The following is a 12,067-nucleotide window of genomic DNA, read 5'->3' on the forward strand; positions in this document are numbered from 1 at the left end:
AACATTTAATCCGTGCTCCCGATGATTCACGAAATGACCGACGAGACGATCATGGCCGACGCCAGCAGACTCCACACTGAAGCCGCCACCCGCCACGCCGTCCTGGACGTGCAGGGGCTCGGCAAGCATGTCCCGCTGCCCGACGGCGACCTGACGATACTCGACGACATCGGCTTCCGCATCGAACACGGCGACACGGTCGCCATCGTCGGCGCCTCGGGCTCGGGCAAGAGCACGCTGCTGTCGCTGCTGGCCGGCCTCGACGTGCCCAGCACGGGCGCGGTGACGCTGGACGGCGAGCGCCTGTCCGACCTGGATGAAGACGGCCGGGCGCGCGTGCGCGGCGACAAGGTTGGCTTCGTGTTCCAGAGCTTCCAGCTGCTGCCATCGCTGACCGCGCTGGAGAACGTCATGCTGCCGCTGGAGCTGCGCGGCGATAGCGACGTGGAAGGCCCGGCCAGACAGATCCTGGAGAAGGTCGGCCTGGGCCAGCGCCTGGGTCATTACCCGCGCCAACTGTCGGGCGGCGAGCAGCAGCGTGTCGCGCTGGCGCGTGCGTTCGTTACCCGGCCGTCGCTGCTGTTCGCGGACGAGCCCACCGGCAACCTCGATACGCATACCGGCCAGGCGATCATCGAATTGCTGTTCGCGCTGAATGCCGACGCCGGCACCACGCTGGTGCTGGTCACCCACGACGACCATCTGGCGGCACGCTGCCAGCGCCTGCTGCGGCTCGATGCCGGTCGCCTTCGGGGCGCCACCGCATGAGGACGCTGGCGCTGGCGTGGCGCCAGCTGCGGCGCGATCTCGCCGCGGGCGACGTGCGCATCCTGTTCGCGGCGCTGGTGCTGGCCGTCGTCGCCGTCACCTCGGTGGGCTTCGTGACCGATCGCGCCGAGCGTGCGCTGGCGATCGAGGCGAACCGCCTGCTCGGCGGCGACGTGGTGGTGCGCGGCGATGCACCACCGACCGACGCATTGCGTGCGCTGGCCACTGCGCCGGGCTTGCGCGCAACCGAAACGCAGGAACTGCAGAGCATGATCCGCGCCGGCGAATCACTGTCGCTGGGCGACCTGCGTGCGCTGGGCGATGGCTTCCCGCTGCGCGGCAGCTTCCGCGTGGTCGACCGCACCGGCGGCGCCGAGCGCGATGCCGGCGGCATTCCCGCGCCGGGCACGCTGTGGATCAGCCAGGCCGGCGCCGAGACGCTGGGTACGAAACCCGGCGACACGATCGGCATCGGCACGCGCGAACTGAAGCTGGCGGCGCTGGTGACGCAGGAGCCGGATGCGGCGCTCGACTACTTCAATGTGGCGCCCAAGGTATTTCTCAATCTCGCCGACCTGCCGTCCACCGGCCTGGTGCAGGAAGGCAGTCGCCTGCGCTACCGCCTGGTCGTCGCCGGCGACGCGGCGGCGGTCGAGACGTTCACGGCGGCGGTAAAACCGCAGCTCGCGCGCGGCCAGCGCATGGAAACGATCCAGGACGCACGGCCTGAAGTGCGTTCCGCGCTGGATCGCGCCAGTCGCTTCCTCGGCCTCGCCGCGCTGGTGTCCGTCGTGCTGGCGGCGGTCGCGGTGGCGATGGCGGCGCGCCGGCACAGCGAGCGGCATCTGTCGGGCACGGCGGTGATGCGCTGCCTGGGCGCGCAGCAGCGCACGCTGGTCGGCATCCATGTCGGTGAACTGGTGCTGCTGGGATTGGCGGCCTGCACGGTCGGCGTCCTCATCGCATTCGGCCTGCAATGGGGCATTGGCAGCTGGCTGCAGCAGTCGCTGGAGATCGATATTCCGCCCGCAGGCCTGATGCCGGCACTGCAGGGCTACGGTGTGGGCATGATCGTGCTGCTCGCCTTCGGCGCGCCGCCGGTGCTGGCGCTGCGTCGCGTGCCCGCGCTGCGCGTGCTGCGCCGCGATCTCGACCGCACCGAACCGAGCGCGTGGCTGGTCGCGCTGACCGGTTTCGTCGGCCTGGGCGCGTTGCTGTGGTGGAAGGCGGGCTCGCCGACACTGGGCACGGCGATGCTGGTCGGCATCGCCGGCACGCTTGCGGTCCTCGCGCTGCTGGCGTGGGCGCTGATCCTGCTGGTGCGGCGCGTTCGCTCGCGCCTGCGCGGCAGCCTGCGCTACGGGCTCGCCAACGTCAGTCGCCGCGCGGGCACGTCGATCGCGCAGGTGTCCGCGCTCGGCCTGGGCCTGATGGCCTTGTTGCTGCTGACCTTCGTGCGCACCGACCTGCTCGACCGCTGGCAGCTCGCGCTGTCGGCGAATGCGCCGAACCGCTTCATCATCAACGTGCAGCCGGACCAGGTGGATCCGGTGAAGACCTTCATGCAGGGTCGCGGCCTGTCAGCGGTCGATCTCTACCCGATGATCCGCGGCCGCCTGGTCGAGCTCAACGGCAAGCCCACCAGTGGTGCCGACTATGAGGATGCCGACGAGCGTACCCAGCGCCGCGCCGACCGCGAGTTCAACCTGTCGATGGCGGCCACGCTGCGCGACGACAACAAGGTCACGGCCGGCGAATTCTGGACCGGGCGCACGCCGGCATCGCCGGAGCTGTCGGTGGAAGAGGATTTCGCCGAAGGTCTGGGATGGAAGCTCGGCGACCAGGTCGCCTTTGACATCGCTGGCCAGCGCTTCGAGGGCCGCGTCACCAGTCTGCGCAGCGTGGACTGGGAAAGCTTCCGGCCGAACTTCTTCGTCGTCGCGTCACCGGGCGCACTCGATGGGTATTCGGCCAGCTACATCACCGCAGTCAGCGTACCGGCAGGTGACATCGCTTTCACCCGCGAACTGGTCAACCAGTTCCCCAATCTGTCGGTGATCGATGTCGAGGCGGTGCTGAAGCAGGTGCGCAGCACGGCCGAGCAAGTGTCGCAGGTGGTGCAGGTGGTGTTCTGGTTCTCGCTGGCGGCAGGCCTGCTGGTGCTGATGGCGGCGGTGAGCGCCAGCCAGGACGAGCGCCTGCTGGAAGGCGGCGTGATGCGCGTGCTCGGCGGCAGCCGTCGCCAGTTGCGCTTGGCGCAGGCATCGGAGTTCGCCGCCATCGGCTTGCTCGCCGGGTTGGTCGCGGCGATCGCCGCGTCCGTGCTGTCCGGTGTGGTGGCGACGCAGGTGTTCGAGCTGCCGTGGAAGGCGAACTGGCAGCTCGCCGCCATCGGCGGAGGCCTCGGCATGCTGGCCGCCCTTGGGGCGGGCCTGTTCGCCACGCGCAAGGTGCTGGATGCGCCACCGTCGGTGACATTGCGGGAACTGCAAGGCTGAGGCTTTACTGCTGTTGTAGGAGCGCCCTCGGGCGCGATGCTTTTGCTTCCTTTTGCCGCAAAAGCAAGAGCCTCGCGCCCGAGGGCGCTCCTACCTATCTATATAAGAGAATGGGTCAGCCGACTAGGAGAATGGGTGAGCCAAAAAAAAGGGGCGAGCCGAAGCTCACCCCTTGATGCAGACCACCTGGCGCAACGTGTGCACCACTTCCACCAGGTCGCTCTGCGCGGACATCACGGCCTCGATGTCCTTGTACGCCGCCGGCGATTCGTCGATCACGCCGGCGTCCTTGCGGCATTCGACGTGTGCCGTGGCCTCGCGGTGCTGCGACAGCGTGATCTGCTGGCGCGCGGCGGTACGGCTCAGCACGCGACCGGCGCCGTGGCTGCAGCTGTGGAAGCTGTCCGCGTTGCCCTTGCCGCGCACGATGAAGCTCTTCGCGCCCATGCTGCCGGGAATGATGCCCAGCTCGCCGGCACGCGCGCTCACCGCGCCCTTACGGGTGACCAGCAGGTCCTCGCCACCGTGCGTTTCCTTCTGCACGTAGTTGTGGTGGCAGTTGACCGCCATCTTCTCCAGCTGGAACTTCGGCAGGCGATGTCGCATCTCGGCCAGCACGCGCGACATCATCGCCTCGCGGTTCTCGCGGGCGTAGTCCTGCGCCCAGGAGACGGCCTCCACATAGTCGTCGAACAGCGGCTCGCCCTCCATGAAGAAGGCCAGGTCCTTGTCCGGCAGGTGGAACCCCAGCACGCGGTGCGCCAACTGCTCGCGCGCGCGCTCGATGAAGTAGGTGCCGATCAGGTTGCCGGTGCCACGCGAGCCGCTGTGCAGCATCACCCAGACGGCATCGCTTTCGTCGAGGCAGAGCTCGATGAAGTGGTTGCCGCCGCCCAGCGTGCCGATCTGGCAGTCCAGCTTGTCGGTGCGTACCTTGCGGTGCTTCTGCTTGATCACGTCGAGGCGTTCGACCAGTCCTGATTGCGCGATGCGCGTACCGATGCTGTCGGGCAGCTTCCGGTGCTCGCCGCCGCGGCCGTTGCCGACCGGCACGCTGCGCTCGATGCTCGAGCGCAGTTGCGCCAGGCTGTCGGGCAGGTCCTTCGCGCGCAGCGTGGTGCGCACCGCGGCCATGCCGCAGCCGATGTCCACGCCGACCGCGGCCGGGATGATGGCGCCGCGGGTCGGAATGACCGAGCCCACCGTCGCGCCCTTGCCCAGGTGCACGTCGGGCATCACCGCGACCCACGGCCCGACGAACGGGACCGACGCGATGTTGCGGAGCTGTTCGTGAGCGCCGTGGTCCAGCGGCACCCCGCGCACCCAGCCCTTGATCGGCGTGGTGCTGCCTTCGGCGTGCAGCAGTTCGAAGTGTGTTTGTGTGTTCATGTGATGTCCTTGTCCTTAATCTTTGTAGGAGCGCCCCAGGGGCGCGATGCTCCTGCTTTCGCTTCTTCCCTGAAAAGCATCGCGCCCCTGGGGCGCTCCTACAGAAAGCCTGTCGCGGCGGATCCGTCCACCGCACAGGCCTTGCTACTTCAACGTCACCAGCTGCTTCAGCACGCCATCCAGGCCGCCGAACACGGTGAGCTTGTCGATCTTCTCGGTGACCTTCTCCAGCGCCTCGAGCTCCTTCAGGCGCATCAGCACCGGGGATTCGTCGATCAGCTTCGCGGTGTTGAGCAGGGAACGCGTGGCGTTCGCCTCCTCGCGACGGCGGATCACGTTGGCTTGCGCCTGCTTCTCCGCCTGCACCACCGCGTTGAGGATCTCCTTCATCTCGCCCGGCAGGATCACGTCCTTCACGCCCACGCCCAGCACCTCCACACCGAGGCCGGTCAACTGGCCACGCACGTGCGCGAAAATGTCGGCGTCCAGCGACACCTTGTCGCCGAGCAGGTCGTCCAGCGTCTTGGCGGAGACCGCCTTGCGCAGGCCGTACTGCAGTTCGCGGTAGACGACGTCGCCGACCTTGGCAACCCTGGTACGCGCCGCCACCACATCGGTGACGCGGGTGCTGGCGGCCAGGTTCACGCGCAGGCTGACCTTGTCGCGGGTCAACAGCTCCTGACCCGATACTTCGATCGTCTGCACGCGCAGGTCGACCACATCCACCGCCACGTTCTTCTGGAAATTCCAGAAAGCGTAGGCGCCGGGCGCGAGCGTGCGCTCGAGCTTGCCGTCGACGAACACCAGGCCGGCGGACTCCGCCGGCACGTCGGCCACGACGGCCAGCTTCGACAGCGTGCCCAGCTGGCGCAGGCGCCGCGCGACGGCGGCATCCACCTCCAGCGAGGCCAGCGTCACCGCCTGCACCTCGACCTTCACCAGGCCGATCCAGTACAGGCGCCGCGTGCCGGGCGGCAGCACGTCTTCCAGCTTGCCGTTCTTCAGCACCAGGCCGACCTGGTCCACCCCGATGTCGGCGTGCATGAAGGTCTCGCCCAAGCGGTTGCCCAGGCCGACGATCAGCGCGTCGACGTCGTGGCCGGCGTATTCCGGCACGGCGATGTTGAAGGTGCGCACCTCGGTCCGACCCATCGGGTCGAACCAGCGGTACACGCCGGGTGCGAGCACGCGCTCGAACCGACGGTTGCGATACACCAGGCCGCGCTCGCCGTCACCGATCACGACCCTCTTGGTCCAGAACATGGCGTTGTTCTCCTTGTTGGCTCTGGTGGTTCGATCCGGTGGGCCGACATCGCCGCGGTGGATCGAGTCCCGTGACGATGGGATGCCAGCCGCGACCTGCGGTTGACGGAAGAAGGTGGAAACGCCCCTTGACGGAGGTGGTGCGGACAGCCGGCGCTGTCGGCGGAGGCGTCGTCGCGACGACGCCATCCGGAGATCGCGTCGAGCGCAGCGTGCCTCCGCGTCGAGGGCGCGGTGCCGGCACCGTCGCCGCTGCGGTGCGCTGCCTTCCTGCATTCCATCGCGGAAAGACGAGGCGCCGCACGGGGCGTTTCCTGGGAGGGACTTTCGTCCCGGTGTCATGGCGTGACAGGCCATGTGCCCTTGCAGGCGTTGGAGCGGGAATCGAACCCGCGACACTCGGATTTACCGTCCGATGCTCTACCCATCTGAGCTATCCAGTGGTGGACGAACCGGATTCGAACCGGTGGCCAACGGCTTGCGCCGCTGCTCTGCCTCTGAGCTTTCGTCCGTTCGAGGAACACCTTCTCCCACGCTTCGGCATACGCCACGGCAGCACCGTGCGCACCGGACGGGACAGGAACCCGTACCGCTGTAGCGTGTTCGATCGATGCTCCGCATTGCCGGCTGTCGCCAACCGGCAATCCGTTCGGGCGCGATGCGCCCTTGTGGTGTCCATTCCCCGCGCCGCTCGCGTCGAAGCATCACAACGCGGCGCACATGCGCCGGTCGCAGCCCCGCCCCTGCCTCGGGGCGCGCGGACGCGCTACCCGGATGCTCCAGGGCGGAAAGAAACTTCCGTGGTGGAATGGAAAGAACCTGGTCGATGCATGCGCATCCTCCGCGAACGCTGGAAACAAAACGCCCCCGGGACTTGCGACCCGAGGGCGTTCGCGTTCCTCGGGAGATCGGGGTGACCGATCTCCCAGGGAGTCAGTCGGATGTCAGAAGCGCAGGCACCGCGCGCGTTCGCTATCGCGCAGATAGCCGTCATTCGCGTGCAGCACCAGGCCGCAGCGCGATGGCTGCAGGGCGGGCTTGCTGTCGAAGGAATAGGCGGGCTTCATGAGAAAAATTCGTCTGGTGAAAAAACGGCCATGAGGCCGACGGGCGCGGACAATACGCCGCTTGTTTGCGAAGCGCAACACTTTTTTAATTTTATTTTCGATGGTCGACCGGCGGCATCGGAAGGAAGCACCCGTGGCTGCCGCTAGAATGACGCACCCCATCCCCTCGCGCCTCACACCGTGGCCTCAAAATTTTCCGATCCCGCGCTCGACGCGCTGATGCTGCCCTTCGCGCAGGGCCAACTCGCCTGGCCTGATGGGCCGGTGCTGTTCCTGCGTGCGCGCGACGGCGCTGCGCTGCGGCAGTTCCCGCTTGCAGATCTCGTCTGCGAGCAGAGTTTCCGGCCAGACGCCGAGTTGCTCGAGCGTGCGGGACTGCGCGTAGTGGCCGACGCGGCCGATGACGGCGCGCGCTATCCGCTGGTACTGGTGTTGCCGCCACGCCAGCGCGAAGAAGCGCGCGCGTTGCTGGCACGCGCGGTGCAGCTGGTCGCACCCGGCGGCATCGTCGTCGCGGCGATGACCAACAACGAAGGCGCGAAGTCGGGCGAGGCCGACCTGAAGCAGCTCGCCGGCTTGGCCGGCACGCTGACCAAGTTCCACTGCCGTACGTTCTGGACGCGTCCCGTGGCCGAGCGCACGGACGAGACGCTGCTGACGCAATGGACGGCCCTCGATGCGCCGCGCCGCATCGAAGGCGGACGCTTCCTCAGCCGTCCGGGCGTGTTCGCCTGGAACCGCATCGATCCGGCGTCCGCCTTGCTGGTCGACTGCCTGCCGAACGATATCGCCGGTCACGGCGCCGACCTCGGTGCCGGATGGGGCTTCCTGTCGCTGTCGCTGCTCGAGCGTTGCCCGGGTATCGCAGCACTGGATATCTACGAGGCCGAGGCACGCGCGCTTGCGTTGGCGAAGGAAAATCTGGGCGACGCCACATCGTCTGCGCGCCTTGATTTCCGCTGGCACGACGTCACGGATGGCCTGCCGGAACGCTACGACTTCATCGTCAGCAATCCGCCGTTCCATACGCAGAGTCGCGCGGACCGTCCGGACATCGGCCAGCGCTTCATTACCGCTGCGGCCGCCGCACTGAAGCCGGGCGGGCGCTTGTGGCTGGTGGCCAACCGCCATCTCCCGTACGAGCAGACCTTGAACGAAAGCTTCGGCGAGATACGCGTGGCCGGCGAGCGCGACGGTTTCAAGGTGATCGCTGCAACGAAGGCAAGGCGGTGAGCGCATGAAGATCGTCAAGCACATCGCCAATCTCGGCTACGGCAGCCGCAAGCAGGTGCAGTGGATGTTCCGCGAAGGGCGCATCACCGATGCCGACGGCGAGGTGCTGTACGCCGATGATCCGGTCGACCACGATGCCATCCGCGTGGATGGCGAACCGCTCGATCCCGCGCCCGGCGTGGCGATCCTGCTGCACAAGCCGGTCGGTTACACCTGTTCGACCAAGGACACCGGCCGCATCGTCTACGACCTGTTCCCCTCGCGCTTCCGCGAGCGCTCGCCGGTGCTGTCCACGGTCGGCCGCCTCGATCGCGAGACCAGCGGCCTGCTGCTGCTCACCGACGATGGCGGGCTGCTGCACCGGATCATTTCGCCGAAGGCCAACCTGCCCAAGGTCTACGACGCCACGCTGGCGCAGGACCTGCGCGGCGACGAAGGTCCGATCTTTGCCAGCGGCACGCTGATGCTGGAGTCCGAACAGACGCCACTGGCGCCGGCGGGCCTGCATGTCATCGGCCCGCGCCATGCGCAGCTCACGCTGACGGAAGGGCGTTACCACCAGGTGCGCCGCATGTTCGCTGCAGTCGGCAACCATGTGGAAGCGCTGCATCGCAGCCGTGTGGGCGGCCTGACGCTGGATGGACTGCCCGAAGGCCAATGGCGTCTCCTCGGCGACGCCGACCTGCGCACGCTGTTCGAAGGAGCGGCGTGAGCGCGACGATCCTGCCGTTCACGCCTGCGGCGGTGATCTTCGACATGGATGGGCTGATGCTGGACAGCGAGCGCGCCATCATCGGTTGCCTGGCCGAGGCGGCGCGCGAAGCCGGCCACGACCTGCCCGAGGTGCTGTGGCTGTCGATGGTCGGGCATAGCGAAGCCGTCTGCCGCCACTTGCTGGACGAAGCGGTCGGCGAAGTGGAGCGCGAACAGATCCTGCAACGCTCGCACGTGCTGTACGACGCCGTCGTCGCGGCGGGCGTGCCGCACCGTCCCGGCATCATCGCGATGCTGGATTTCCTCGACGCCCACAGCATTCCCCGCGCCGTCGCCACCTCCACGCGCCGACCGCTGGCGCTGCGCAAGCTGGAAGCCGCAGGCCTGCTGCCGAGGTTCGATGCGATTTGCACCAGCAGCGATGTCGAACACCCCAAGCCGGCACCGGACATCTACCTGCTGGCCGCGACATCGCTCGGCGTCGATCCTGCGCACTGCCTGGTGCTGGAAGATTCGCCGACCGGCGTGCGCGCCGCGCTGGCCGCGGGCATGTACCCGATCCAGATTCCCGATCTGCTCGAACCCGATGACGCCGTGCGCGCGCTGGGCCACACCATCCTGCCGTCGCTGGACGATGCGCGGCGGTTGCTGGAGCGGCGGTTGGCGGCCGATGTATCCCTGTAGGAGCGACGTAAGTCGCGACCGCACGGCGAAAACCCACATGGATATCAGTCTTGTACTGATGTATCCATGTCCATCCCCTCCACAAGCTGCGAGGGATGGGACATTCGTCGGGCAAGAAGACTTCAGGGCATGTGGCGCTCCGGCGCGGGCGCACCTCGGTCGAGGGGCAGGTGTATCTGGTTACTTTCGCTACGCGCGATCGCAGGCCATTGTTTCTTGACCCCGTCATGGCTCACGAGACGGCGCGAGCGATCGCGGACAGGCGCCTGTGGTATCGATCGCAGCTGCTGGCCTGGGTACTGATGCCGGACCATTGGCATGGCCTGATCGAGCTGGGCGCTCTCGAAACCCTTTCCGTCTGCGTGCAACGGTTGAAAGCCAACACGTCCCGCGCTCTGCGATCCGAGCGGCGACACGGCGGATTATGGGCTTCCGGTTTCCATGACCGTGCGATGCGGTCTTGCGAAGATCTCAGGGTCGCGGCGCGTTATGTGGTCGCGAATCCGTTACGGGCAGGATTGGTCGACGCGATCGGGAAGTATCCGTACTGGGATGCGGTGTGGTTGGGGGATGCATGCCTTGGGTAAGCCGCCTCAGCGCGGAAGGCGTGCGGTCGCGACTTGCGTCGCTCCTACAGAAAAGCGCGTCGCTCTGCTACTCCACGAACAGCTTCGCCCAGCCCGCATGCCCGAGCGCATCCAGCGTCTTCACGTTGCGTTCGACGATCACGTCGGGATCCGGGAATGCGTCCACCGCGCGATCGATGCTGGCTTCGCGCAGCAGGTGCAGGGTGGGGGAGGGCGAGCGGTTGGTGTAGTTGCTGATGTCGTCGGGCGCTGTGCCGGCGAACTGGTAGTCCGGATGGAAGCTGGCGACCTGGATCTCGCCCTGCAGGTCTAGCGCCTCGACCGCCGCATCCGCGTTGTCGAGGAAATCGTTGTAGTCCAGGAAGTCGGTCAGCACGTCCGGATGCACGATCAGCGTGGTATCGACCTGCTCGGGATCGGTATCGCGCAGCAGCACCAGTTCTTCCGCCAGCTCTTCGAGCAGCGCTTCCGGCGTGCTGGCGTCGCTCAGCACGAAGCGCACCTGCTGCTTCACGTACACCGCCTTGGCGAACGGGCACAGGTTCAGCCCGATCACCGCGCGTTCCACCCAGCGGCGGGTGGCGTCGAGCGGGTCGGGCGTGTCGCCGGGAACGACGGGGGCGTCAGTCACGGAAGTTGTCGAACTGCAGCGGCAGTTCGAACTCGGTCTTCTTCAGCAGGGCGATGACATCCTGCAGGTCGTCGCGCTTCTTGCCGGTGACGCGCAGCTTGTCGCCATTGATCTGCGCCTCGACCTTGAGCTTGGCGTCCTTGATCGTGGAGACGATCTTCTTGGCCAGCTTCTGCTCGATGCCCTGCTGGACGGTGATCTTCTGGCGCGCACCGGCCAGATTGGTTTCCACTTCGCCGAAGTCCAGGCAGCGCGCATCGATCTGACGGGCGATCAGGCGCGCGCGCAGGATGTCGGTCATCTGCTTGAGCTGGAAATCGCTGGGCGCGGACTGGGTGATCAGCTTTTCTTCCAGCACGAACTTGGCGTCCACGCCCTTGAAGTCGAAGCGGGTGGAGAGTTCGCGGTTGGCCTGGTCCACGGCGTTGGTCAGCTCGTGGACGTTGACCTCGGAGACGACGTCGAAGGAAGGCATGAAGGAAATCCTGTAGCGGGGCGCGGAATTCTACCGCGCGCCGGGAAGCGGCACCGCCTCTGCCGGTGTGGACGTGTGTGTACGTCGCCATACGCCGGCCAGGCGGCGAACGGCTTCGCACGCCAGCAAGGGGACGATCCAGCTGCACCAGAGCAGGGTCGCGATCAGCGTCGGCGACGGTGCCAGCCCGCCCGCAATGGCGAGGGGCAGGGACAGGCGGAAGAGGATCGGCGCCAGCGTCACCGCGTAGTTACGGACCATCCAGCGACGGTGCCGGTCCACCGCGCCGCGGCGGATCGCGGCCAGGCCGGTCAACGCGGTGGTGAGCCAGGCCAGGGCGGTCGCGGAGAACGCGGCGCGAATGGCGAACGGGGCGGGCGAGGTGGCGATCAGTCCGGCGGCGCCAGTCGCGGCCACCAGCATGCCCACCAGATAGATACGGCCGGTCAAGCGATGCAGACGTGCATTGCGCAGTCGCCACTGGGTCAGGAACTGCACCGGTCCGAGCAGGACGGTGGTGAGACCACCGGCGAGGTGCATCCACAGCCAGCCCCGTCGCGTCATGAACATGCCATAGGCGGCCGAATCGAGATGCCGGTACTTGCCGTAGGCGGCGATCAGGAATTCGACGCTGGCGATCACGAGCAGCAGCCACAGGCCGGCCCAGGCCAGGCGCAGGACGAGACGGGAGCGCGGCGAGGCGTCGGTACGCGGAGCGGTCCCTGTCATCGGCCTGCCTGCACGGGTGGGTGCGCGCA

At 67.3% G+C, this 12,067-nt stretch carries 12 protein-coding genes and 2 tRNA genes; 6 read left to right on the forward strand and 8 right to left on the reverse strand.

Annotation, left to right across the window (positions count from 1 at the left end; translation table 11 throughout):
- The first annotated feature begins 51 nt into the window (after window positions 1-51).
- Window positions 52-768 (forward strand): ABC transporter ATP-binding protein, encoded by a 717-nt coding sequence (locus AC04MD_RS05945; protein WP_475496960.1) that lies wholly within the window; start codon window positions 52-54, stop codon window positions 766-768.
- Window positions 765-3,266, forward strand: a complete 2,502-nt coding sequence (locus AC04MD_RS05950) for an ABC transporter permease (protein ID WP_475496386.1) — start codon at window positions 765-767, stop codon at window positions 3,264-3,266. Before AC04MD_RS05945 ends, AC04MD_RS05950 begins: the two co-directional genes overlap by 4 nt.
- 165 nt (window positions 3,267-3,431) lie before the next feature.
- Here the strand turns inward: AC04MD_RS05950 and AC04MD_RS05955 are convergent, their stop codons facing one another.
- From AC04MD_RS05955 to AC04MD_RS05975, 5 genes are all read right to left on the reverse strand, one after another.
- Window positions 3,432-4,655 carry an RtcB family protein gene (locus tag AC04MD_RS05955; protein WP_475496387.1) on the reverse strand — a complete coding sequence of 408 codons (1,224 nt, stop codon included), beginning with the start codon at window positions 4,653-4,655 and terminating at the stop codon, window positions 3,432-3,434.
- 144 nt (window positions 4,656-4,799) lie between these two features.
- A complete protein-coding gene (locus AC04MD_RS05960) occupies window positions 4,800-5,918 on the reverse strand; it encodes a slipin family protein (RefSeq protein WP_475496388.1) in 1,119 nt (372 codons plus the stop codon).
- A gap of 373 nt (window positions 5,919-6,291) precedes the next feature.
- Window positions 6,292-6,357: transfer RNA gene (locus tag AC04MD_RS05965), tRNA-Tyr, on the reverse strand.
- Window positions 6,358-6,359: 2 nt separating this feature from the next.
- Window positions 6,360-6,429: transfer RNA gene (locus tag AC04MD_RS05970), tRNA-OTHER, on the reverse strand.
- Window positions 6,430-6,862: 433 nt separating this feature from the next.
- Window positions 6,863-6,985 carry a hypothetical protein gene (locus AC04MD_RS05975; RefSeq protein ID WP_475496389.1) on the reverse strand — a complete coding sequence of 41 codons (123 nt, stop codon included), beginning with the start codon at window positions 6,983-6,985 and terminating at the stop codon, window positions 6,863-6,865.
- Between the two features lie 219 nt (window positions 6,986-7,204).
- Here AC04MD_RS05975 and AC04MD_RS05980 point away from each other — a divergent pair, with 219 nt between their 5' ends.
- The 4 genes from AC04MD_RS05980 to AC04MD_RS05995 all read left to right on the forward strand — a co-directional run bounded on the left by AC04MD_RS05980 (window position 7,205) and on the right by AC04MD_RS05995 (window position 10,203).
- The gene (locus AC04MD_RS05980; RefSeq protein ID WP_475496961.1) at window positions 7,205-8,218 is read left to right on the forward strand and encodes a class I SAM-dependent methyltransferase; all 1,014 of its coding nucleotides are present in this window, start codon (window positions 7,205-7,207) and stop codon (window positions 8,216-8,218) included.
- Between the two features lie 4 nt (window positions 8,219-8,222).
- Entirely contained in the window at window positions 8,223-8,930 is a 708-nt protein-coding gene (locus AC04MD_RS05985; protein ID WP_475496390.1) for a pseudouridine synthase, read from the forward strand.
- Window positions 8,876-9,616, forward strand: coding sequence for an HAD family hydrolase (locus tag AC04MD_RS05990; RefSeq protein WP_475496391.1), 741 nt, complete (start codon window positions 8,876-8,878; stop codon window positions 9,614-9,616). The genes AC04MD_RS05985 and AC04MD_RS05990 overlap by 55 nt, the downstream gene beginning before the upstream one ends.
- A 95-nt stretch (window positions 9,617-9,711) precedes the next feature.
- A complete protein-coding gene (locus AC04MD_RS05995) occupies window positions 9,712-10,203 on the forward strand; it encodes an REP-associated tyrosine transposase (RefSeq protein ID WP_475496392.1) in 492 nt (163 codons plus the stop codon).
- Between the two features lie 67 nt (window positions 10,204-10,270).
- Here the strand turns inward: AC04MD_RS05995 and AC04MD_RS06000 are convergent, their stop codons facing one another.
- The 3 genes from AC04MD_RS06000 to AC04MD_RS06010 are packed head-to-tail and all read right to left on the reverse strand — an operon-like array spanning window position 10,271 to window position 12,038.
- Window positions 10,271-10,834 carry a DUF1415 domain-containing protein gene (locus AC04MD_RS06000; RefSeq protein WP_475496393.1) on the reverse strand — a complete coding sequence of 188 codons (564 nt, stop codon included), beginning with the start codon at window positions 10,832-10,834 and terminating at the stop codon, window positions 10,271-10,273.
- Window positions 10,827-11,309 carry a YajQ family cyclic di-GMP-binding protein gene (locus AC04MD_RS06005; RefSeq protein ID WP_475496394.1) on the reverse strand — a complete coding sequence of 161 codons (483 nt, stop codon included), beginning with the start codon at window positions 11,307-11,309 and terminating at the stop codon, window positions 10,827-10,829. Before AC04MD_RS06005 ends, AC04MD_RS06000 begins: the two co-directional genes overlap by 8 nt.
- A 30-nt stretch (window positions 11,310-11,339) precedes the next feature.
- The gene (locus AC04MD_RS06010) at window positions 11,340-12,038 is read right to left on the reverse strand and encodes a DUF2306 domain-containing protein (RefSeq protein ID WP_475496395.1); all 699 of its coding nucleotides are present in this window, start codon (window positions 12,036-12,038) and stop codon (window positions 11,340-11,342) included.
- Window positions 12,039-12,067 lie beyond the last annotated feature (29 nt).

The sequence above is a fragment of the Pseudoxanthomonas sp. LjRoot206 genome (assembly GCF_056175725.1).

What these genes read in the sequence shown, in the direction of transcription:
- AC04MD_RS05960 (WP_475496388.1), bottom strand. Translation starts at nt 5,918, where the DNA reads ATGTTCTGGACCAAGAGGGTCGTGATCGGTGACGGCGAGCGCGGCCTG.
- AC04MD_RS06010 (WP_475496395.1), bottom strand. Translation starts at nt 12,038, where the DNA reads ATGACAGGGACCGCTCCGCGTACCGACGCCTCGCCGCGCTCCCGTCTC.
- AC04MD_RS05975 (WP_475496389.1), bottom strand. Translation starts at nt 6,985, where the DNA reads ATGAAGCCCGCCTATTCCTTCGACAGCAAGCCCGCCCTGCAGCCATCG.
- AC04MD_RS05955 (WP_475496387.1), bottom strand. Translation starts at nt 4,655, where the DNA reads ATGAACACACAAACACACTTCGAACTGCTGCACGCCGAAGGCAGCACC.
- AC04MD_RS05980 (WP_475496961.1), top strand. Translation starts at nt 7,205, where the DNA reads ATGCTGCCCTTCGCGCAGGGCCAACTCGCCTGGCCTGATGGGCCGGTG.
- AC04MD_RS05950 (WP_475496386.1), top strand. Translation starts at nt 765, where the DNA reads ATGAGGACGCTGGCGCTGGCGTGGCGCCAGCTGCGGCGCGATCTCGCC.
- AC04MD_RS06005 (WP_475496394.1), bottom strand. Translation starts at nt 11,309, where the DNA reads ATGCCTTCCTTCGACGTCGTCTCCGAGGTCAACGTCCACGAGCTGACC.
- AC04MD_RS05990 (WP_475496391.1), top strand. Translation starts at nt 8,876, where the DNA reads ATGGCGTCTCCTCGGCGACGCCGACCTGCGCACGCTGTTCGAAGGAGC.
- AC04MD_RS05985 (WP_475496390.1), top strand. Translation starts at nt 8,223, where the DNA reads ATGAAGATCGTCAAGCACATCGCCAATCTCGGCTACGGCAGCCGCAAG.
- AC04MD_RS05945 (WP_475496960.1), top strand. Translation starts at nt 52, where the DNA reads ATGGCCGACGCCAGCAGACTCCACACTGAAGCCGCCACCCGCCACGCC.
- AC04MD_RS05995 (WP_475496392.1), top strand. Translation starts at nt 9,712, where the DNA reads ATGGGACATTCGTCGGGCAAGAAGACTTCAGGGCATGTGGCGCTCCGG.